Raw genomic sequence first — 22,551 nt, 5'->3', positions numbered from 1 at the left:
CCTGCCCGTAGCAGCTCAAATTTTGGTGCCTACGCACCTCAGCACGGCCCTCAGCCAGCCCACCGCCAAGGTGGGCCAGGAAGTGGAATTGCTGGTGAACGCGCGCATCGACGACAAGTGGCACCTCTACGCCACCGATTTCAGCGAAGACGTGGGGCCCGTGGTGTTTACGCTCAAGTTTGCGCCCAGCGCGGCCTACGCCCTAGTGGGCAAGCCGCAGTCGGTGCACTCGCACCACCAGATGGACGAGGTGTTCAAAGGCGAGGTGGCTTTCTGGGAAAAAACTGGCCAGATTCGCCAGCGCATCAAGGTGCTCCAGCCGGGGCCCCTTGCCATCAAAGCCGAAGCCGACTACCAAAGCTGCACCGACGTAGACGGCCGCTGCGTGCCCGGCAACGAAACCCTGGCCTTCGGGCCCCTGCAAGTGAGCGGGGCGGCCGCTGCTAGTGCCGCTGCCGCACCCGCTGCCAAGCCCGGGGCCCCCGTGGCTACGGCAGCCGCCGTAGCCGCGCCCGCCGTAACAGCGCCCGCCGCTGCCTCGCCCGTTGCGGCCGCTACTCCAGCTGCCGTTGTGGCACCGTTGGCGCCTGCTCCTACGGCCGTTACCAATGAAACAACCGCCGGGGCCCCCGCTGTATCGGCGGCAGTGGCCGCGGCCGCGCCGGTTTCCGACGCGGGCGGGCTGTGGAGCTTTGGCGTGCTGGCCTTCATCTCGGGGCTGGCGGCGCTGCTCACGCCCTGCGTGTTTCCGATGGTGCCGATGACGGTTTCCTTCTTCACCGGGGCCCAGGACAGCCGCGGCCGCGGCATCCTCAAGGCCGTGGTGTACGGGCTCAGCATCATCGTGATTTACACGCTGATTGGTGTGGTGGTGGCCCGCCTGCTGGGCGAAGACGGCCCCAACTTCATGGCCACGCATTGGCTGCCGAACCTGCTGTTTTTCGTGGTGTTCGTGGTGTTCGGCCTCTCGTTTTTGGGCTTGTTTGAAATTACGCTGCCTAGCGGCCTGGTGAACAAGGCCGACGCCCAGGCCGACAAAGGCGGCTGGCTCGGGGTGTTTTTCATGGCCTTCACGCTGGTACTGGTCTCGTTCAGCTGCACGGGGCCCATCGTGGCCACGGTGCTGGGCCTGGCCGCCCGCGGCCAGACGCTGGCCCCGGTGGTGGGCATGCTGGGCTTCTCGCTGGCCTTTGCGCTGCCGTTCACGCTGTTCGCCATCTTCCCGTCGTGGCTGAAAAGCCTGCCCCGCTCGGGCGGCTGGCTGAACACGGTGAAGGTGGTGCTGGGCTTCGTGGAGCTGATGCTGGCCCTCAAGTTCCTGAGCATGGTGGACCTGGCCTACCACTGGGGCATCCTCACCCGCGACGTGTACCTGGTGCTGTGGGTGGTGCTCTCGGCCTTGCTCGGGCTGTACCTGCTGGGCAAGTTCCGCCTCTCGCACGATTCGCCGCTGGAACACCTCAGCGTGGGCCGGCTGCTGATGGCCGTGCTGGCGTTCAGCTTCATGACGTACCTGGTGCCGGGCCTCTTCGGGGCCCCGCTGCCGCTGCTGGCCGGCTACCTGCCGCCCCAGAGCCGCCACGACTTCTCGCTGGCCGCTGGGGGCCCCGCCCCGCCGGTGCAGGCCACCGCCAACGCGCTGGGCGAAACGCCGCGCTTCGGCGACTTCCTGGAGCTGCCCCACGGCTTGCAAGGTTACTTCGACTTGCCGCAAGCCATCCGCGCCGCCAAACAGGCGCACAAGCCCATTTTCATTGACTTTACCGGCCACGCCTGCGTAAACTGCCGCAAAATGGAGGCCACCGTGTGGAGCGACCCGGCCGTGCTCACCCAACTGCAAAACGACTACGTAGTGGTGGCCCTGTACGTGGACGACAAAACCGAGCTGCCCCAAAAAGAGTGGTACACCTCGGCGCGCGACCACCAGCAGAAAACCAGCCTGGGCAAGCAAAACGCTGACCTCCAGGTGACCCGCTACGGTTTCAATGCCCAGCCCTATTATGTGTTGTTCAATCCCGACGACCCCACGGGCAAGCCGCTCGTGGCGCCCATCGCCTACGAACCCAACGTGGCGCAGTTTGCGCAGTTCCTGAAGGAGGGGCGGCGCAGCTACCAGGCCCGGCACGGGGCCGTAGCGGCCCGGTAGCTGCAAAATAAAAAATGCTAAAACCTAAAGAGGCGACTTTGTTTATAAAGTCGCCTCTTTAGGTTTTTGGCTGTAGCGGAAGGACTTGAACCTCCACGAAGTGGTTAGCCGGCCGGGGGGCCGATTTATCCCGAACCTTCACCCTCGAGAGAGGAGGGTGTGTCTGCCAGTTCCACCACACTACAAGTTATGAGCAAAAGCCTTTCGCTCTGGCCGGGTGCAAAGGTAGAATAAGATTGGACAAGTTTCAATATTAAAAATATGATGAAAACGACACAACAAACGATTGTTAGTTTATAAATGGTTGAAATATAATAATATGCATGCAGTAAATTTTTAATTTTTATTATTTCGAGGGCTTCTGTGAAGCGGCTTGCGCACTAGTTGCATAGCTTATTTGAACCGAATGCGCCGCTGTGCTCGGCGGCAAAAGACGCGAATTGCCGGGGCCCCGGTGGCAGGCGTTTAGTACGGATTTATCCGCCGGTTACGCGCTAAAAAAAGCCCTTCCCGGGTGGGGAAGGGCTTTGAAAAACTGGGGTGAGTTGCCCCAAAATTACATCGTTTTCTTGGTCGTCGTATTCGAAGTTTTGTTGGCTTTGTAGCGCATGTCGGGCGTACCGTCGGCCTTCATTTTGGCGGTGGTCGTGGTGCTGGTTTTGGCCATCTTGTTCTCCTTGTAGCGCATGTCGGGCGTGCCATCGGCCTTCATTTTGGCGGTCGAAGAGGACGACACGGTGGCCGTCTTTTTCGTGCCGGTGGATGTCGTGCCCATCATCCCGGCTTTCGACGTGCTGGTGTGCGTCGTCGTGGCTGGGGTTTGCGACATTTTAGTCGTCGTCATTTTCGACGAGCTCATTGTGCCAGTAGCGGGGGCCGTGGCTTGGGCGTGAGCAGCGCTGCCCAATAGGCTGAGCGAGAGCAGAAAACCGAGGAGGCGTTTCATAAAAAAGACTGGAAAAAGGTGAGTGGGAGGTGAAGAAGTTCGCGTGGCCTGGGAATAGCCCCGATGCCGCTGGAAATGTAGCACTGCGGCGCTTAATTTATTAGACCGAGCCCCCGCAGCCGCATTTATTCATTTGCAAGCGCCGTGCCAAAACCACGCAAAAAAGCCCGGACCGCAGGGCCCGGGCTTTCGCATTTATAAACAGAAGTACGGACACTTAGGCCGTCACTTGGGCTTCGAGTTTCTGGGCGAGCACGTGCTTGGGCACGGCGCCTACTTGCTTGTCAACGATTTGGCCGTTCTTGAACACGAGCAGCGTGGGGATGCTGCGGATGCCGAACTTGGCCGAGGTTTGGGGGTTGGCGTCCACGTCAACTTTGCCCACGATGGCTTTGCCTTCGTATTCGCCAGCCAGCTCTTCCACTACCGGGCCCACCATGCGGCAAGGGCCGCACCATTCGGCCCAGAAATCGACCAGCACCGGCTTGTCGGAGTTGATGATGGACTCGAAATTGGCATCGGTAATCTCAATTGCTTTATGTCCCATTACAGTAAGAGTTGCGGTTTAAATAGATTCTGGCGTGTACGGCCAACGGGGTCGCAAGGTAGCAGATTGGGGGCTTAACAACGGGCTCCATAGAAAGTTCATACTCGCCGCGGGGCGCGTTGTTAGGTAGCAAACCCGGCGCGCAAGCATTAGGTTCGGGGCCGTCAGATGAGCTGACAGGCGTCCATTTCCATCTCCTGCATCTTTTCGATAAATACTTTAGGCTCAATCTGAAACTTGCGCGAGAACATGTCCACCGCCAAGTGTTCGTGGGGCTCGGCAAACTGGATTTCGAGGCGCTTGCGGCCGGGCGCGGCCTGGATGGCTTCCTCTAGCCGGTCGAGCATGGGGCCCGTCACGGTGCGCAGGTCGAGGCGCACGCGCACACCCTTGCTCAGCTTTTCAGCCACCTCGCTCAGCGGCTGCATGTTCAGGATGCGTAGGTCCCACTGGTCCTGGGTGCCGCGGCGCAGCTCCTGCTTGAGGCGCACGAACATGGGCGGCACCTGCTCGTTGGCGTAGTTGCGCGGGTTGATGAGCGGCGCAAACCGCGTGTAGTCGTCGCGGAACAGGGCCGGGCTGATGCTCGTCTCGTAGTCCTCCAGGGTGAAGGTGGCGAACGACTGGCCCATCTTGGTGGTCTTGAAGGCCACGTTGGTGATGAGGCCGGCCACGTTGATTTCCTTGTTTTTGTGAGTCTCCACTTTTTCCAGGCCGCAGGTGCAGTAGGCGTCCAGCTCCAGCTTGTAGCTGTCCAGGGGGTGGCCCGAGAGGTAGAAGCCCACCACTTCTTTTTCGCGGCGCAGCTGCTCGGTTTTGGTCCAGGGCTCCATCTCGTGCATCTTGGGCAGCGGCGCGGCCACCGCCCCGAAGGCCGAGGCCCCGAACAGGCTGTGCTGGCTGCTTTCCTTAGCGGCGGCGTGCTGCTGGCCCAGCTTCATGGCCTTTTCGATGAGTGGCTGGTCGCCGGCCGGCGCGTCGAGGTACAGGCGGCGGTGCTTGCCGAAGTCGTCGAACGCACCGGCCTGGGCCAGGCTCTCGAAGGTTTTCTTGTTCACGGTGCGCAGGTTCACGCGCTTGGCGAAGTCGAAAATGTCGGAGTAGGGCCCTGCCTTTTCGCGCTCCTCCACCATGCACTCCACCGCCAGTTCTCCCGCGCCCTTCACGGCGGCCATGCCGAAGCGGATTTTGCCCTCCTGGTTCACGTTGAATTTCAGCAGACTTTCGTTCACGTCGGGGCCCAGCACGTCCACGCCCTGCTTGCGGGCTTCCTCGATGAAGAAGGTCACCTTCTTGATGTCGCCCATGTTGTTGGTGAGCACGGCGGCCATGTACTCGGCGGGGTAGTTGGCCTTCAGGTAACCAGTCTGATACGCTACTACCGAGTAGGCGGCCGAGTGCGAGCGGTTGAAGCCGTACTCGGCAAACTTCTCCATCACGTCGAACACTTCGGAGGCCTTCTTCGCCGGAATCTTATGGATTTCGCCGGCGCCTTTCACAAATTTCTCGCGCTCCAAGGCCATCTTTTTCATGTCCTTTTTGCCCATCGCGCGGCGCAGCAAGTCGGCCCCGCCCAGCGAGTAGCCGGCCAGGATCTGCGCCGTCTGCATGATCTGCTCCTGGTACACCATGATGCCCTGGCTGTACTCTAGGATGGGCTTGAGCAGCTCGTGCGGGTACACCACTTCCTCGCGGCCGTGCTTGCGGTTGATGAAGTTCGGGATGAACTGCATGGGGCCCGGGCGGTACAGGGCGTTCATGGCAATCAAGTCCTCGATGTTGGTGGGCTTCAGGTCCTTGAGGTACTGGCGCATGCCCTCGGACTCGAATTGGAACGTGCCAATCGTGTCGCCGCGCTGGTACAGGGCGTAGGTTTTCTCGTCGTCGAGCGGAATGTCGTCGATGTCGATTTTTACGGCGTGGTTGCGCTCGATCAAGCGCAGGGCGTCTACGATGATGGTCAGGGTTTTGAGGCCCAGAAAGTCCATCTTCAGCATCCCGGCGCTCTCAATCACCTTGCCGTCGAACTGCGTCACGAGCAGGTCCGAGTCCTTGGAAGTTGAAACTGGGATGTACTTCGTGATGTCGTCGGGGGCGATGATGACGCCCGCCGCGTGGATGCCCGTGTTGCGCACCGAGCCTTCGAGCTGCACGGCTAGCCGCAGGATCTGGCCCTTGAGGTTGTCGGGGCTTTCGTCGCGCCGGATCATGTCCAGCTCCATGTTCTCGGCGAAGGCCTTGGCCAGAGTGGTGCCCACTTGCTCGGGCACCATTTTGGTGAGGTCGTTCGTCTGAGGCAGGGGCAGCTCCATGGCCCGGGCCACGTCCTTGATGGAGCTTTTGGCCGCCATCGTGCCGAAGGTGATGATTTGGGCTACCTGGGTTTTGCCATACTTCTGCACCACGTAGTCGATGACTTTCTGGCGGTTCACGTCGTCAAAGTCAATGTCGATGTCGGGCATACTCACGCGCTCCGGGTTCAGGAAGCGCTCGAACAGCAGCGAGTACTTAATCGGGTCGATGTTGGTGATGCCCACGCAGTAGGCCACCGCCGAGCCCGCCGCCGAGCCCCGCCCGGGGCCCACCGCCACGCCCACCGAGCGGCCGTGGTTAATAAAATCCTGGGTAATAAGAAAGTAGCCCGCAAAGCCCATCGTCTGGATGATGCGCAGCTCGTAGTTTAGGCGCTCCTCTACTTCCGGCGTGCGCTCGGAGTAGCGCGGCTTGGGCCCCTCAAACGCGCCCTTGAAGGTGAGGTCGCGCAGGAACTCGTCGGCGTTGGCGAACTGGGCGGGCAGCGGGAAGTTGGGCAGCAAAATATCGCGCGCCAGTTTGGGCGGCGTGATTTTGTCCACAATCTCATTCGTGTTGTCCACGCTGTGCGGCACGTCGGCGAACAGCGCGTTCATTTCCGCCTGCTTCTTGAAGTAGAACTGGTCGTTGGCGAAACCGAAGCGGGTGTGCGGCTTGGGCTTTTGCAGCTCCTCGTCGATGCGGCGCAGCTGCTTCTGGGCCCGCTCGTCGCGGCCGTGGTTCTGGCGCAGGTTATCCAGCAGGTCGTAGCGCACCGTGCCGTCGGTGGTGAGCAGGGTGTAGTAGTTCGTGCGAATGTCGCCGACCGGGATGCTGTGCTCCTCGCCGGTGTTCACGCACAGCAGCAGGTCGTGGGCCGCGAAATCGGTCTGGTCCACATAGTGCGAATCGTTGGTGCAGATGACCTTGACGCCGTGCTTGTGGGCCAGGCGCAGCAGCACCTGGTTCACGTCCTCCTGGCTTTTGCCGGTACCGTCGAAATTCATCAGCCCGTGCCGCTGGATTTCGATGTAGTAGTCGTCGCCGAACAGGTTCAGCCACCACTTAAGCTTCTCCTCGGCCTCGGTTTCGGAGCGGAACAGGATGGTTTGCGGAATCTCGGCCCCGATGCAGCAACTGGTGGCAATGAGCCCCTCGTGGTACTGCACCAGCAGCTCCTTGTCGATGCGCGGAAACTTGGAGTACGAGCCCTCGATGAAGCTCAGCGAGCAGAGCTTGCTCAGGTTGTGGTAGCCGGCCTGGTCCTTGGCCAGCAGCAGCTGGTGGTGGCGCACGTCCCGCTCGCCCTTCTCGCGGCTGAAGGCTTTTTTGTGGCGGTCTTCCACTAAGTAGAATTCGCAGCCCACGATGGGCTTCACGTTGTACTTGTTGGCTTCGGCCACGAAGTTGAAGGCCCCGAACATGTTGCCGTGGTCGGTGAGGGCCACGGCGGGCATGCCGTCGGCCTGGGCTTTTTTCATGAGGGCCCCGATGCTGGCCTGGCCGTCGAGCAGCGAGTATTGGGTGTGGCTGTGGAGGTGCGAGAAAACGGGCATGGCGGCGGGCGAAGCAAAACGAGGGGTTAGGGTAAAGATAAGGCCGGGGCCCCCGGGATGGTTCGCCCGGCGGGCCCGGCCCGGGGCCCCCGAAAGCCGGCGCGCCCGCCAGCCGATTGATAATTTGAAAGTTGCGCCGCCGCCGCCGGGCCCGCCGTTTGAACTAGTTTTGTACGGTTGGGTTTAGGATTAATACTTAGGCATCCCAACTAATACGTAGGCGCACCGTTAGCTCAGGGCCCGGCGCTCACTTCCTCCTTGCCTCCTTTGGGTTTAGTCGCCTGTGGGTTCGTACCCATCGGCCGTCCGGCGCGCCAGGTAGCGAAAAAAGGCTCATTTCAACTATGAAAGACCTCGCTACCTCCACCGACCCGGGCTACGCCCCAGTAGCCGCCCCGTCGGGGTTCCACCAATTTGCCGCCCGCTACGTGCAGGACGAGCGCGACCTGCCGTTTGTGTATCTGCTGCTGCAAATTTCGCTTACCATGCTGCCGCTGGCGGGGCTGCTGTTCACGCCCGCCCTGCACGGCGCGGCGTGGTGGGTAGCGGCCGGGTTATATTTTTTCCTGGGCACGTTCTACTTCAAGGGGCCCCTGGGGCTGATGATGCACTGCACCACGCACCGCCCGCTGTTCAAAAAGGCGCACAAGTGGCTCAATAAGTTTACGCCCTGGGTGGTGGGGCCCCTGTTTGGCCAAACCCCGGAAACGTACTTCACCCACCACATGGGGATGCACCACCCCGAGAACAATATGCCCGACGACGAGAGCTCGACCATGTTTTACCAGCGCGATTCGGCCTGGGGTTTTTTGCACTACTTGGGCGATTTTTTGGTGCTGGGCGTGGCGCGGCTGGTGGGCTACCTGGGCCGCACCCGCAAGTTCACGCTGCGCTACCGGGCGGTGCGCGGCGAGCTGGCTTACGCGGCCGTGGTGCTGGGCTTGGCGTTCATTAACCTGCCGGCCACGCTGGTCGTGTTCCTGGGGCCCCTGCTGGTCACGCGCATCGTGATGATGCTTGGCAACTGGAGCCAGCACGCCTTCATCGACGGCGCCGCGCCCGACAACTGCTACACCAACAGCGCCACCTGCATCAACACGGCCTACAACCACAAGTGCTGGAACGACGGTTACCACATCAGCCACCACCTGCGCCCCGGCCTGCACTGGACCGACCACCCCGCCAACTTTCGCCAAAACGTGGACAAGTACGCCGCCAACGACGCCGTGGTGTTCGACGGCATCCACTACCTGCACATCTTCGCCTTCCTCATGCTGAAGCGCTACGACTTGCTGGCCAAGAACTTCGTGAACCTGGGCGGCCGCTACGGCTCCGACGCCGACGTGGTGGTCCTGCTGCGCGCGCGCACCCAGCGCATTGCCCGGCCGGTGCTGGTGGCGGCGTAAAAAATTGCGCTTTGCCGATTTTTGTTGGGCCTGCTTCGCAAACCGCGAGGCGGGCCCAACTGGTTATTAGGCTTGAAAATTCTTAATCAGCGCCACGTAAAACCGAATTACCCGCTCGTAATCGGCCACCCGAATGCGCTCGTCTGTGCCGTGTAAGCGCTGGACGTCGGCCTCAGCCATGGGCAGGGGCGAGAAACGGTAGGTATCGGGGCTGAGGCCGGCGTAGGTGCGGGCGTTGGTGACGCCCACCAGCAGGTAGGGCGCCGCCAGGGGCCCCGGAAACCCGCTGCCGACGGGGAGCGGTGTCGCAAAAACGCCACGAATCACCCAAACTGCGCCATGTCCGTCTGGGAAAAATCGGTGGTCGACACGGGTGCGGGCGGCGGCTGGGGCCCCAGCTGGTGCCGAGGCACGCGAACGGGTTCACCATTAATACCGCCCCAACACCAGCAGCGCTAAACCCACCAACCGGATGAATGCGCGCCTAGCAACCGAACAAAAAAGGCGTGTTTAATTAAAATTCTTTTTCAGCGTGACCGTTTTCATTAACTCGAACAGCTTTTGAGAAAACGAAAAAACTAGCGGGCGGGCGGGGCGTTCATGCGCAGCACTTCGCCCAGGCGCACGCTGGCGTCGGGTTTGTGGTTCCAGGCCAGCAGGTCGCTTACGCTCACTGCGTAGCGCTTCGAGAGGCTGTAGAGGGTTTCGCCAGCCAGCACTGCGTGCCACACAGCGGGCGTCGTAGCGGCTGGGGTAGCCGGGGCTTCCGTCACTGGCGCGGTGCCTGGTGTCGGTGCGGCCCTTGGCTGGTACACGATGCCCGTAGTGCTTGGGGCCCCGGCGGTGGTCGGCGGCGTCAGGCGCAGCGTTTGGCCCACGGTGAGGCCGGCGTTGGGCGGCAGCTGGTTCCAGGCCAGCAGGTCGGCGGGGCGCAAGTTGTAGCGGCGGGCAATGGCGTACACGCCCTCGTGGGGCAGCACCTGGTAGCGGCTGGGCACGGCGGGCGCGGCCGTGGCTACGGGTGCCGCGGGCACCGGCTTGGGTGCCACCGGGCGCGCCGGGGCTGGAGTAACTACGGGCCGTGTGGGGGCCCGCACTACTACCGGGGCGGTTTCGGGGGCTGGTGGCGTGGGCCGGCGCACGGGTACGGCCGGAGCGGGCGGCGGCGTGGGCTCTTCCTCCTCCACCTCGGGAATGGGGGTGGGCACAGGAATGGGCTTCGACGGGGCGGGCTGGTACACCACGGCGGGCGTGGGCGTGGGGCCCGCCGTGGGCAGCGGCGCCGCGCGCCGGGGGCGCGTGGGCAGCGGGGCCGGCCAGCCCGCCCGCGCATCCGCCGAATCGTCGGCGCCGGCCGGGTCCGCATCCGGCAGCGCGGCGACGGGCGCGGCTGGGCGCGGGACGGCGGCTACGACAACGGGGCTGGGGGCCCTGGTTTCGGGCGAGGTACGGTACTCCACGGCCACGTTGCGGGGGCGGGTGTGCTGGAGCCACAGCACCCGGCCGGGTCGTAGGGCCTCAAAAGGGGCCAGGCGGTTTTTGTTGGACAGCGCGTGCCGGCGCACCCCAAACTTCTGGGCCACATCGGCCACGGTTTCGTTGGGCTGCACCACGTAGTACTCCACTTCCGCGTCGTCGCGCTTGCCTTCGAGGTAGTAGGGGCGGCCAGGCACGGCGGCGTCAAACGGGCGCAAGTCGTTGTCGCGCAGGAAGCGGGGCAAGTGCTGGCCGCCGCGCCGGGCCAGGTCGGCGGTGGTTTCGCCGGGCAGGGCGATGAGGGCCCGCAGGCCATTCACGCGCACCTCGGCGGGGTGGCGGGCGTCGGCCACGGGGCGGGCGGGCAGGTCGGGGCTGGCGCCCTGGCCCTGGCGGGCCAGCACGGCGGCGGCCTGGGCATCGGTGGCCACGGGCACTACCAGGGTGTAAGGGCGGCCGTCGGCGGGCACGGTGGCGGCCAGCAGCCAGTGGTTTTGGGCGGCCAGGGCGTCGGGCGGCACGCCCAGGGCCTGCGCCTGCTGGGCCAGGCCCTGGCCCGGCGTGGCGGGCAACTCGCGCAGCCGCGCCGGGTGCGGGTTCAGGCCGCAGGCGGGCTCGTAGGCCACCTTTTGGGCCAGGAACATTAGCACATAGGGCGACGTGTCGGCCGTAATGGCCATTTCGGTGGCCCCGGCGTCGGTGGGCAGGGTGTAGGGCTTCACGCCGCCCAGGCCGGTGTAGTAGCTCAGCAGCGCGTCGAGCCAGTTGCGCAGCGCGGCATTGCTCTGGCTGAGGTAGCGGGCGGCCCCGCGGGTGCTGGCGGCCAAGTGTTTGCGCTCGTCCACGGCGCCGTCCACGCGCAGGCCCAGGCCGGTGGCAGTTTCGCGCTTGAACTGCCAATAGCCCACCGCGCCGTGCGCGCTTTCGGCGTCGGGCAGCAGGGCGCTTTCCTGCAAGGCCAGGTACCGGAAATCGCGCGGCACGCCCGCCTGCTGCAAGGTTTGGTCGATGAGCGGAAACGCGGCGTCGGCCAAATCGACGCGCGCCTGAAACGAGGGCTGGTGCCGGCACAGCGCATCGGCCTTGAGCTGCACCAGGCGCTGGGCCTCCTCCGTCAGCACCAGGTGCAGGCCCAGGGCGTCCATCTCGGCCGGCACGTCGGGGTGGGCCGCGGCCGGGCGCTGGGCCGCCGCCGGGGCCCCGGCTAGTGCCAGTAGCCCCAGCAGCAAAAAGCGGGTGTTCATCGGGAAACGCAAGGGAAGTAGCAGGCTAGCAAAGTACAAAGAACGGCCTTTGCGCGAGTTGGAGCATTACTGCCACAGATGGTTCGCGAAAGCCCTGCGTGCGTGAGTAGCCGCCCAGGTTATCGATGATATGGCTGCTGAGTACCCAATTTGATTACGAAGTCATGGGGAAGGATTTTACTATAATTTTCTGATAATCAAAATGAAAAAAGCCGCCCCAACGATTCGGGGCGGCTTTTTTCAAGGGTAAACAGCGACTGTATTAAGGTTGAATCATCACTTTCTGGCGCTGGCTTTGCCCGTCGGCGGTGCGCAGCACGAGCTGGTAGAGGCCGGTAGGGGTTCCCGCGGCTTCCACGGGCAGCACGTTGGGGCCGGCTTGCAACTGCACCTGCTGCCGCCGCACCACGCGGCCCAGCTCGTCGGTGAGCAGCAGCGTGGCGGCCTGCGCCACGGCGGCCGTGCAGGCCAGGGTGAAGCGCCCGGCGGAGGGGTTGGGGTACACGCTCACGCCCGATGGCGCCGGGCCTTTGGGGGCTGCCTGGGCCAAGGCCCCGCGGCTGGCGGCCTGGGCCGGGCCGCCGCTCAGCACCTCGATGGCCGAGAGCTTGGGTTGGTCGGCGCCGCCGCTCAGGTAGGGCACGCTCAGGTCGAGGTTGAGCACGCCGTCGGTGACGGTGACGACGAAGGTCTCCGTGGTGGCCGTCAGGGCCCCCACCTTGCGGACGATGTCGTAGTGGTCGAGCACTTTGGTGCCTTCCAGGGCGGCGTCGAACACGCGCTGGCCGGGCTTGGTCCAATAGATTTCGGCGAAGTGGAGCACGACGCTGTACTGGCCGTTGGCCACGGGCAGCGCGTAGCTGAGCTTGCCGTCGGTGCCGTAGCGCTCGGTTTGGTAGAGGGCCGGGTCAGAGGTACCGGCGATAGGAGCCGTGGTGGTGAAGGCGGCGCTGGCGGCCGAGTAGGACTGGTCGGCGGCAAAGGCCCCGCGGGTGGTGGCCAGGGCCCCGCCGCCGGCGTTCAAGCGGATAGCGGCGGGCAGAACGGGCAGCACTTCCAGGGCCGAGAGCTTGGCTTGGTCCATGCCACCGCTTAAGTAAGGCACCGTGAGGTCGAGGTTCAGGATGCCGTCGGTGACGGTGACGGTGAAGGTTTCGGTGGTGGCCGTCAGGGGCCCCACTTTCTTAACGATGTCGTAGTGGTCGAGCACTTTTTGGCCTTCCAAAGCGGCGTCGAAAACACGCTGGCCGGGCTTGGTCCAGTAGAACTCGGCGAAGTGGAGCACGACGCTGTAAGAGCCGTTGGGCACGGGTAGGGCGTAGCGGAGGGCGCCTTGGGTGCTGAACCGCTCGGTTTGGTAGAGGGCCGGGTCGGGCGTGCCGGCGATGGGGGACTTGGTGGAGAAGGCGGCGCTGGCGGCGGTCGCGTCGTAGTACTGGTCGGCGGCGAAGGCCCCACGGGTAGTGGCCAGGGCCGGGCCGCCGGCGTTCAGGCGGTAGGCGTTGGGCACGAGGGTCTTCGCCTGGTTTAGGCGGACGCTCACGATGCTATTGTTGTTGTCGGGCGAAGGAAGCGCGCTGGCGCTGCCGGCGAGGATGTCCAAGGTGCCGTCGTTGTCCACGTCGCCCAGCGCCACGGCCCACAATCTCGCCTCCTCCGAGGCGGCAATGGTTACCGCTACCTGCCGGCTGCCCGTAAAGTGGCCCTGGCCGTCGTTGAGCCGCACGCTCACGGTAGTGGCCCCCGCGCCCGCCCCCACCACGGGGGGACCCGCGCCGGCCCCCACCAAGTCGAGGTCGCCGTCGCCGTCCACGTCGCCCAGGGCTAGGTAGACATCGGAGACTTGTATATTAGGATCTGCTAGCGCTACCGCCGGGCTAGTGGTGAAGGCCCCCGTACCGTCGTTGAGGCCGATGTTGATCGTGCCATCTTTGATTGTGCTATCGTAGGAGGCCCCCGCCACGTCGAGGCTGCCGTCGCCGTTCAAGTCGCCCAGCACGAAGCGGCCCGCGTAGATGTCGTTATTATTTATGCCCAACGGCTGGGCAGTCCCAAAAACACCCTGCCCGTCGTTCAGGCTCAGGATCACCACGCCGCGCAGGCTCCCGAACAGGTCGAGGTCGCCGTCGCCGTCCGCGTCGCCCAGCGCCAGGTAGGAGGTTTGCTGTTCCAGGGTCTGGGTACCGCTGAATACGCCGTGGCCGTCGTTGAGCCGCACCGCCACGACAATTCTATAAGTTCTTCCTGTGCCAGGGATGCCCGCGGTGCTCACGCCCAGAAAATCCAGGTCGCCGTCGCCGTCAATGTCGCCCAACACGGTTTGGCCGACATCGAAGCCCAGCGGCACGGAGCCGCTGGCTGTGAAAGTACCCTTGCCATCGTTGAGGTATTCCAGCGCGGCTCCAGGAGCATGACCATTATCTATGATAGAGGTTAGCAGTAAATCCAGGTCGCCGTCGCCATCCACGTCGCCGATTGTTAGGCCCCTTAGTTGTTGGCCCGAGCTGCCCACCAAAAACGAGTGGGGGCTGTTGGTGTACGTGCCGTCGCCGTTGTTGAGGCGGATGCTCACGTCGTTGGAGGCACCGAACGTGTTGCCGCCGTTGATCGTAATGATGTCCAGGTCGCCGTCGCCGTCCACGTCGCCCGTCACCAGGTCGGTGAGCCCCTTACTCGTTGGCGCGTCGGAGCCCCCCCCGAAGAGGCCGTTGGTCGGGCTGGTGGCCGTGGTAAACTGGAATACCTGCGGCTGGGCCGCGACGCCGGTGCTGCTTTGGGCCGCGGCGGTGACGGTGGCCGACACCGTTTCGCCCGCTTTAAAAGTCGTGGTGGGCTGGAAGCGCAGGGTGCTGCCGCTGACGGCGGCCGTGCCGGCCTTCAGGCCGCCGGCTTGCTGGCTGAACACTTTCAGGGCCCCCTGGGTAGCGGCGTTGTTGGCCAGGGCCTGGTTGAAGGTAACGGCCACGGGCGTGGGGCGCGGCGCAGCCACGGCGTTACGTGCGGGCAATAGGCTGGTGACGGTGGGGCCCTGGGCGCGGGCCGCGCCAGCGGCCAGCAGTAGCCCCGCTAGGAGCGGGCCGGCGCACTGGCGCACGGCCGCCGGACGGTACGAAGCAGTAAAATTTGGGAGCATATTAGGAGGGACGAGAAATGTGGAAACGCTTAGGCCAGCCGCGGGTACAGCCAGCTAATTGATCCAAATTTATCGCACAGATTCATAAACCCCTATATCATATTGAATAAGTCATAAACGGGCCGCTTGGCGCTGGACGAGAAGGCCGCCCGTGCGAAGACAAGGAGGCCGTTGCCGCGCTGGGAAGCCAGGGCCAGCCGACAGGGAATGGCCGATCAAGTAAAAATTATGCTGCAATAATGCCATCGGGCGCAGCGGGCTTAGGGCCCCTGCACGTTGCCGCTGCTGTAGGCACAAAAAAGCCGCCCCATAGTGGTGGGGCGGCTTTTTGCAAGGACAACGAGTAAGACTACTACGGTTGAATCAGCACTTTCTGGCGCTGGGTCTGGCCGTCAGCGGTGCGCAGCACGAGCTGGTAGAGGCCGGCGGGGGCGCCGTTGGCGTCCACGGCCAGGGCGTTGGGGCCGGCCTGCAGCTGCACCGGCTGGCGGCGCACCACGCGGCCGAGCTCGTCGGTGAGCAGCAGCGTGGCGGCCTGGGCCCCAGCGGCGGTGCAGGTCAGGGTGAAGCGCCCAGTGGATGGGTTGGGATATACGCTCAGGCCCAGCGGAACATTATTTTTGGGAGTTGCCTGGGCCACGGCCCCGCGGCTCGCGGCCTGGGCCGGGCTGCCGCTGAGCACTTCGAGGGCCGAGAGCTTAGGCTGGTCCATTCCACCGCTTAGGTAAGGCACCGTGAGGTCGAGGTTGAGCACGCCGTCAGTGACGGTGACGGCAAACGTCTCCGTGGTGGCTACCAAAGGCCCTACCTTCTTCACGATGTCGTAGTGGTCGAGCACCTTGGTGCCTTCCAGGGCGGCGTCAAACACGCGCTGGCCGGGCTTGGTCCAGTAGAATTCGGCGAAGTGGAGCACTACCGTGTACTGGCCGTTGGCCACGGGCACGGCGTAGCGGAGGGTGCCGTTGGTGCCGTAGCGCTCGGTTTGGTAGAGGGCCGGGTCGGGCGTGCCAGCGATGGCCGCCGTAGTGGCGGCGGCGGCGCTATTCGCCGAGTAGTACTGATCGGCGGCGAAGGCCCCGCGGGTGGTCATCAGGGCCCCAGCGCCAGCATTCAGGCGGATAGCGGCGGGCAGGACGGGCAGCACTTCCAAAGCCGAGAGCTTGGCTTGGTCCATGCCGCCGCTCAGGTAGGGCACGCTCAGGTCGAGGTTGAGCACGCCGTCGGTGACGGTGACGGCAAACGTCTCCGTGGTGGCCGTCAGGGGCCCCACTTTCTTGACGATGTCGTAGTGGTCGAGTACTTTTTTGCCCTCCAGGGCGGCGTCGAAGACGCGCTGGCCAGGCTTGGTCCAGTAAAGTTCGGCGAAATGGAGCACGACGCTGTACTGGCCGTTGGGCACGGGCAGGGAGTAGCTGAGCGTGCCGTGGGTGCTGAACCGTTCGGTTTGGTAGAGGGCCGGGTCGGGCGTGCCGGCGATGGGGGCCTGGGTGGTGAATCGGTCGCTATTGGCCGCGTCGTAGTACTGGTCGGCAGCAAACGCGCCGCGGGTGGTCGTCAGGGCCCCGCCCCCGGCGTTCAGGCGATAGGAGGTCGCAGTGGTTGGTGGCGTAGGAGTGGCCTGGTTTAGGCGCACGCTCACCGTGTTCGTTTCGCTGCTTGGCGCAACCACATCGAGGGTGCCGTTTCCGTCCAAATCGCCCAGTGCCAAGCTAAAGGGTGGGCCATTGGTCGCTACTTCCTGGGTCCCGCTAAACTGGCCCCGGCCGTCATTTATTCGGACGCTCAACGTAGTGGCCGCCGCTAACAGGTCGAGGTCCCCGTCCCCGTCGATGTCCCCCAAGGCAACACTTAAAGGAGATTCCAAAGGAGAACCGTTTACTGGAACCTCTTGGGTTCCTGAGAATACCCCGCTGCCGTTGTTCAGGCGTACACTCACGGTGCCTCGGCTGTTGGATACTAAATCCAAGTCGCCGTCGCCGTCTACGTCGCCTAATACGATACCCCGCGGCGTAGTAGCACCCCGGCCCACGGAAACGCGCTGGCCACTATCGGTAAAGCCCCCGTTGCCGTTGCCCAGGTTTACGTAAACAGTGCCTCCGGGGGACTCGTTTGCTAGTATATCCAGGGTGCCATCACCGTTAATATCCCCGAGCGCTACGCTCGATATAATGAGCCCACTTTTAAATGATTGCGTGCCGAAGCTAAAAGAGCCTTGGCCATCGTTGAGGTAGATGTCTATATTCGAACCAAAAAAATTGCCAGCCCCCTCTACATTGGGCGCAATAAGATCTAAGTCACCGTCTCTGTCGACATCCCCTACTACCAAATCAAAGTACGTTACGGTTTGCCCTCGTCCGTATACAATGTCGGAGCCTCCACCAAACACCCCTTGGCCATTGTTGAGGCGCACACTTATTCGGCTGCTGTTGACTTGACCGCTGCCATTGGCCGTGAGTAAGTCTAAGTCCCCGTCTGCATCAACATCCGCTAGCACCACTGTTCGTGGAGATGCGCCAACGGCTACTTCTTGAGTGCCACTGAAAATAGCGCTGCCGTTGTTTAAACGGACGCTTACTGTATTGGCCGCCGTGTTGGCGGAAACCAAGTCCGAGTCCCCGTCTCCATCCAAGTCCCCAACTGCAACGCTGCGAGGATCTGTGCCTACCACCACGTCCGAGCCGCCGCCGAAAGTGCCCGCGCTGGGGGCCGTGGCCGTGGTGAATTGGAACACCTGCGGCTGGGCCGCGGCGCCGGTGCTGCTTTGGGCCCCGGCCGTGACGGTGGCCTGCACCAACTCGCCCGCCCGGAAGGGCGTGGTGGGCTGTAAGGTGAGCGTGCTGCCGCTGACGGCGGCCGTGCCGGCTTTCAAGCCACCGGCCTGCTGGCTGAACACCTTTAGGGCCCCCTGGGTGGCGGCGTTGTTGGCCAGGGCCTGGTTGAAGGTGACGGCTACGGGCGCGGGGCGCGGCGCGGCCACGGCGTTGCGCGCGGGCGACACGCCGGTGATGGTGAGCGGCGCAGTAGGCGTCGGCTGGTTCAATTGCACGCTAAGGGCTTGATAGCCTTGCGTAGTTAAATCCAGGGTGCCGTCTCCGTTGAAGTCGGCTAGGACTATGTTAGCGGCTGCGCTTACGGTGGTTACCTCGTTGCTGCCGCTAAATGTACCCATCCCGTCGTTTAAACGGATGCTTACGGTGCCCTTTTCGGCATTGGTTGCCAATATGTCTAAAAAGCCATCCCCGTTGATATCGGCCAGCGCCACGCCCCGTTTGCCGCTGTTGCCGTCGGCCGGCACTTCCTGGCTGCCGCTGAAGTTGCCGTGGCCGTCGTTGAGGCGTACGCTCACGCTGCCCGGGTGTCTGGCCACGAAATCCAAGAAGCCGTCCCCGTTCACGTCGCCCAACGCCACCGATTCAGGACCAGTGTCTGCATTCGGGGTTATGGCCACAGCGGCGCTCTCGCTGAACACGCCTTGGCCATTGTTCGTGAACACGTAGACTGGTGGGCCGCTAAAGGTGCCAGCGGTCAGCAGGTCTAAGTCACCGTCGCCATCGATGTCGCCCAGGGCCATGCCGTCCACAAAAGCACGGGATTGAGGCTGGTCAACGAATATAAGGCCCCCTTTGCGGTCGTTGACGAACGAAACAAACGAGCTATTAATGCCAGTGGAAGCCAAGACGTCGAGGTAGCCGTCGCCATTGGTGTCGCCCAGCACGAGGTTCTGAATGTCGAAGCTACCGAATTGAAAAAGACCCGCCCGCTTGGGGGGCGCAAAAGTCCCCGTCCCGTCGTTGAACGCTATGTTTACCGTCTGAATACTCTGTAAATCAACGCCTACTACCAAGTCCAAATCCCCGTCGTTATCCATGTCCCCCAGGGCCAAACTCGTGGGGCTAACGCCTACTTCAACTGCTTGGGCACTGCCGAAGGTGCCGCGGCCGTCGTTTAAGCGCACGGTCACCGTGTGGGCAGCCTTGGTGGCCGTACTATTTTTGTCGATGAAGAGCAGGTCTGGAAAACCATCGCCGTTCACGTCGCCTATGGCTACGTCTTTGCCGTTTTCCAAGCTTTGGTCGAGGCTCCGGGTAAATGTGCCGGTACTAGGGGCCGTGGCGGTGGTGAACTGGAACACCAGCGGTTCCTCCCTCTTAAGGCCTTCGCCGCTTCTGCCCTGCACCGCCAGGGTTAATAGGGCTGATACCGTTTCACCGGCTCGGAAGGGTGTGGTGGGCTGGAAGCTTAGGGTGTTGCCGCTAACGGTGGCTGTGCCAGCTTTGAGACCCCCGGCCTGCTGGCTGAACACTTTTAGGGCCCCCTGGGTGGCGGCATTATTAGCTAAGGCTATGCTGAAGGTGGCGGCTACGGGTGCGGGGCGCGGAACGGCCACGGCGTTGCGCGCGGGCGACACGCTGGTGAGAGTAAGGGGTTGGGCGTGGGCCGCGCTGGTGGCCAGCAGCAGCCCCGCCAGGAGCGGGCCGGCATACCGACGCATGGCCACCGGGCGGTGCAGAACTGTAAAATTTGGAAGCATACAGGAGGAACGAGAAATGTGGAAACGATTGGGCCAGCCGCAGGTGCAGCCAGTTAATTGGTCCAAATTTATCGTACAGATCTATAAACCCCTATATCATATTGAATAAGTCATAAATAGGCTGCCGGATGCTGATTAAACAAGTGGTTGCTGCAAACAACAGCAAGCCGCTGCCGCGCCTGAAAACCAGCCGCCAACCGGTAAAAAATAGGTTGTTAAATAAAAATATGTGGTAATAATGACATTCGGTGCGAAGGCATCGGTGGCCCTAACGCCCCCGCCGGCTACGCCCCGCCGGGCGGTGGGCCGCCCATACCCGGGGCCCCACCGCCGGGGCCCCCGCCGCCATCGGGCCGGCCGAAGCCGCCTCGCCGCCCGCCGCCCTCGCCGCGCCCGGGGCGGTCCTCGCTGGGGCCCTGGGGCACCTGCACGTTGCCGCTGCGGATGTTGTAGGTGAACATGAGCATGAAGTAGCGCTGCAAAATGGTGGTGCGTACTTGCTCGTAATAGGCCTCCGTCACGTTGACTTGGGCGCTGCGGTTCTGGCCCAGCAGGTCGAAGGCGTAGACTTTAATTTCGCCGCGCTGGCCCGGAAACACTTTCTTGCCCAGGCTGGCGTTCCAGAGAACGTATTGCTGGTTGTAGCTCCCCGACAGGCCGGCGTAGGCCTGGTGGGCCACGTCGGTTTGGATGTTGATGCCGGGGCCCACAATCCAGCCCAGGCGCAGGCGCGTCACCTGCGAGTAGTAGTTGGTGTTGAGGCGGGTTTGCAACGTGTTGCGCACGTAGCTCTGGGTGGCGTTGGTCGAGAGCGTGAAGTCGAGCTCCGGGCTGATGTTGGAGCTGAGCACGATGCCCGCGCCCAGGGCCGGCGTGCGGGCGTAGTTCAGGCCCCCGTTCACGATGCCCGGCGCCTGCGCGTAGCTGGCGTTCAGGTTCACGTTCAGGTTGGTTTTGATGGCCTTGAGGGGGCGGCCGTAGCTGGCCTGGGTGCGCACGCTGTACTGCTGGCTCAGGTTGGTGGGCTGCGTGAGCTGGGCCCCGGCGGGCAAGGCCACCAGGCCCGCGCCCTCGGGGGCCACGGCCGTGTCGCGGGTGGCCACGAGGCTGCGGTTGGCAATGGGGTTCTGGGTGAACGAGCCCGAGAGCAGGGCGAAGAAGTTGCTCGACGCCTTCAGGTTAGAAGCCGAGTAGCGCAGCACCGCCGAGTGGCCGTATTCCTGCCGCAGGTTGGGGTTGCCGATGGTGAGCTGCAAGGGGTTGGAGTTGTTCACCACGGCCTGCAGCTGGCTGATGCTGGGCGGGTTGGTGCTGGTGCGGTAGAAGATGCGCAGGTTCTTCTGGCGCGAAAACCGGTAGTTCAGCATGGCCTGGGGCAGCAGGTTCACGAAGGTGTAGCGCCCCGTGCCCTCGCGCGGGAACTGCGCCGTGCTCATCAGCTCCGAGTACTGCCCGGCCACGCCCAGGCTGGCCTGGTACTTGGGCGTGACGTGCCGGTAGCTGAGGCCCCCGGCCTGGGTGAGGTAGTAGTTCTGGAACACGTTGCTCAGGGCCGTGTCGAGGCGCGGGTTTTGGCGGCCGGCGTCGGCGTAGTCCAGCGTGCGCTTGTCGGAGTTGTTGGGCGCGTAGTTGAGGTTGTAGTTGGCCTGGAGCTGGTCGGTTTTGCTCAGCGGCTCGGTGTAGGCCAGGTTGGCCCCTACGTTGCTGCCGTACTGGGCCAAGTCGCTGTGCTGGTTGAGGTTGGCACGGGGCGAGCCGGTGTTGGTGGTCAGCAGGTCCGAGTTGCCGTTCTTGTTGTTGTAGCCGCCGCTCACGTTCAGCGAGAGGGTGCGGCCCACGCGGCGGTAGCGGTGGCGCAGCAGCAGGCTGCCGCTCGTGTTCACGCCGCTGTAGAGGGCCGCGTAGTCGCTGTTGATCTGGCTCTGCACCACGCCGCCGCGGGCCGTGAGGCCCTGCAAGCTGCTGGTGCCGTTGTTGCGCTGGAAGCTCAGCCGCGGGATGAACAGCAGCGAGTTGGCCGAGTCAAGCTGGTGCTCCAGGCGCAGGTTGAAGCGGTGGTTGGTGTTCAGGCTGCCCGTGTTGGCGTCCTGGTTGTAGGTGCTGCCCGCCGCCGTTACGTAGTAGCGCTGCGTGTTGCTGAGCACCCGGTTGTCGGCCCGGTTGAAGAAGTAGCTGCCCGTGAGCTGGGTTTTTTTGTTCCATACGTTGGAGTAGTTCAGGCCCAGCGCGTTGGTTTTGGTGATGCCGCCGCTCTGGTTCACCAAGAAGTTATTGGCGGCCCCGCCGCCGCCCTGGCCGCCGCCCCCACCCCCGCGGCCCCCGCCGCCCTGGTTCGAGTTGCCCACCACACCCAGCAGGTCGTCGGTGCCGAAGTTCTGCTCGTTCACGTTGTTGCTCTGCGCCAGCACCGAAATGCGGCGGTCGCCGTGGAAGTTGTTGAGGTTGCCGTTGAGGCGGTAGCGGGCCGCGTCGTTGCTGGCCGCGTCGCGCTGGCCGGAGGGCCCCACGCCGCCCACCACGCGCCCGAAGCTGCCGTTGCGGTACTCGGCCTTGGTGATGACGTTGATGGTTTTGGTGGTGTTGCCGTCGTCGAAGCCCGAAAACCGGCTCTGCTCGCTGCGCTGGTCAAACACCTCGATTTTGTCGATGGCGTCGGCGGGCAGGTTCTTGAGCACCGCGTCGGGGTCGGTACCGAAAAACGGCTTGCCGTCCACCAGTACCTGCTGCACGGTTTCGCCCTGGGCCTGCACCTTGCCGTCGGTGCCCACCGTCACGCCGGGCATTTTCTGGAGCAGGTCGCCGGCCGTGGCGTCGGGGTTGGTTTTGAAGGCCCGGGCGTTGAACTGCGTCGTGTCGCCCTTCTGCGAGGCCAGCTGGGCGGCGGCCGTCACCACCACGCCCTTCAGCTGCACGCCGCCCGCGGCCAAAGCCAGCGTGCCCAGGCGCAGCGGCTCGGCCCCGACGGTGACCGCCTGGCGCAGGCGCTGGTAGCCCACAAACGAGGCATCGAGCAGGTAGCGCCCGGGGGCCACGTTGTCGAACTGGAACCCGCCCTGGGCATCGGCCGCCACGCCGCTGCGCACCGAGTCGGGCAAGTGAATCAGCAGCACGTTGGCCCCGATGAGCGGGCTTTGGTCCTTGCCGTCGGCCACGCGCCCACTCACGGGCACGGCAGTGGTTTGGGCGTGGGCAGCGAGGGCGGGGCCCAGGCACAGCGGCAATAAGTAGCGTTTCATCAACAAGCGGTAGGAGCGGGCGGCGAAAAGGAGGACAG

At 63.7% G+C, this 22,551-nt stretch carries 10 protein-coding genes and 1 tRNA gene; 2 read left to right on the top strand and 9 right to left on the bottom strand.

All coding sequences use genetic code 11. The features are described 5' to 3' along the window. The first annotated feature begins 25 nt into the window (after positions 1-25). Positions 26-2,146, top strand: a complete 2,121-nt coding sequence (locus AXW84_RS16760; RefSeq protein ID WP_236943151.1) for a protein-disulfide reductase DsbD family protein — start codon at positions 26-28, stop codon at positions 2,144-2,146. 67 nt (positions 2,147-2,213) lie between these two features. Here the strand turns inward: AXW84_RS16760 and AXW84_RS25135 are convergent. The 4 genes from AXW84_RS25135 to dnaE form a co-directional block, all read right to left on the bottom strand. Beyond that, positions 2,214-2,331: transfer RNA gene (locus AXW84_RS25135), tRNA-Glu, on the bottom strand. A 371-nt stretch (positions 2,332-2,702) separates the two neighbouring features. Further along, positions 2,703-3,092 (bottom strand): hypothetical protein, encoded by a 390-nt coding sequence (locus tag AXW84_RS25130; RefSeq protein ID WP_071891453.1) that lies wholly within the window; start codon positions 3,090-3,092, stop codon positions 2,703-2,705. A gap of 217 nt (positions 3,093-3,309) precedes the next feature. Then, complete coding sequence (gene trxA / locus AXW84_RS16750; protein ID WP_068235800.1) at positions 3,310-3,639, bottom strand: thioredoxin; 330 nt, start codon at positions 3,637-3,639, stop codon at positions 3,310-3,312. Positions 3,640-3,803: 164 nt separating this feature from the next. After that, positions 3,804-7,487, bottom strand: a complete 3,684-nt coding sequence (gene dnaE, locus AXW84_RS16745) for a DNA polymerase III subunit alpha (RefSeq protein ID WP_068235797.1) — start codon at positions 7,485-7,487, stop codon at positions 3,804-3,806. Between the two features lie 344 nt (positions 7,488-7,831). Between dnaE and AXW84_RS16740 the strand changes: the two genes are divergently transcribed. Further along, positions 7,832-8,893, top strand: a complete 1,062-nt coding sequence (locus tag AXW84_RS16740; protein WP_068235794.1) for a fatty acid desaturase family protein — start codon at positions 7,832-7,834, stop codon at positions 8,891-8,893. Positions 8,894-8,959: 66 nt separating this feature from the next. On the opposite strand, the gene AXW84_RS16735 is transcribed toward AXW84_RS16740, so the two are convergent. The 5 genes from AXW84_RS16735 to AXW84_RS16715 all read right to left on the bottom strand — a co-directional run bounded on the left by AXW84_RS16735 (position 8,960) and on the right by AXW84_RS16715 (position 22,513). Then, a complete protein-coding gene (locus AXW84_RS16735; protein WP_068235792.1) occupies positions 8,960-9,220 on the bottom strand; it encodes a hypothetical protein in 261 nt (86 codons plus the stop codon). 251 nt (positions 9,221-9,471) lie between these two features. After that, entirely contained in the window at positions 9,472-11,613 is a 2,142-nt protein-coding gene (locus tag AXW84_RS16730; RefSeq protein WP_068235788.1) for a LysM peptidoglycan-binding domain-containing protein, read from the bottom strand. A 262-nt stretch (positions 11,614-11,875) separates the two neighbouring features. After that, on the bottom strand, positions 11,876-14,746 hold the full coding sequence (locus AXW84_RS16725) for a malectin domain-containing carbohydrate-binding protein (protein ID WP_082773950.1): 2,871 nt from the start codon (positions 14,744-14,746) through the stop codon (positions 11,876-11,878). Between the two features lie 352 nt (positions 14,747-15,098). Beyond that, positions 15,099-19,277, bottom strand: coding sequence for an FG-GAP-like repeat-containing protein (locus tag AXW84_RS16720; RefSeq protein WP_082773949.1), 4,179 nt, complete (start codon positions 19,275-19,277; stop codon positions 15,099-15,101). 284 nt (positions 19,278-19,561) lie between these two features. Beyond that, positions 19,562-22,513: an outer membrane beta-barrel protein gene (locus AXW84_RS16715; RefSeq protein ID WP_068235777.1), complete on the bottom strand. Its 2,952-nt coding sequence runs from the start codon at positions 22,511-22,513 to the stop codon at positions 19,562-19,564. Positions 22,514-22,551: the final 38 nt, after the last annotated feature.

This window comes from Hymenobacter sp. PAMC 26628 (assembly GCF_001562275.1).
Classification (GTDB): Bacteria; Bacteroidota; Bacteroidia; order Cytophagales; family Hymenobacteraceae; genus Hymenobacter.
Note: the sequence above shows the minus strand (reverse complement) of the source record. Positions and strands in the feature narration are given on the sequence as shown.

Coding starts and splice junctions, on each gene's coding strand:
- AXW84_RS25130 (WP_071891453.1), bottom strand. CDS start 3,092: ATGAAACGCCTCCTCGGTTTTCTGCTCTCGCTCAGCCTATTGGGCAGC.
- trxA (WP_068235800.1), bottom strand. CDS start 3,639: ATGGGACATAAAGCAATTGAGATTACCGATGCCAATTTCGAGTCCATC.
- dnaE (WP_068235797.1), bottom strand. CDS start 7,487: ATGCCCGTTTTCTCGCACCTCCACAGCCACACCCAATACTCGCTGCTC.
- AXW84_RS16740 (WP_068235794.1), top strand. CDS start 7,832: ATGAAAGACCTCGCTACCTCCACCGACCCGGGCTACGCCCCAGTAGCC.
- AXW84_RS16730 (WP_068235788.1), bottom strand. CDS start 11,613: ATGAACACCCGCTTTTTGCTGCTGGGGCTACTGGCACTAGCCGGGGCC.
- AXW84_RS16725 (WP_082773950.1), bottom strand. CDS start 14,746: ATGCTCCCAAATTTTACTGCTTCGTACCGTCCGGCGGCCGTGCGCCAG.
- AXW84_RS16720 (WP_082773949.1), bottom strand. CDS start 19,277: ATGCTTCCAAATTTTACAGTTCTGCACCGCCCGGTGGCCATGCGTCGG.
- AXW84_RS16715 (WP_068235777.1), bottom strand. CDS start 22,513: ATGAAACGCTACTTATTGCCGCTGTGCCTGGGCCCCGCCCTCGCTGCC.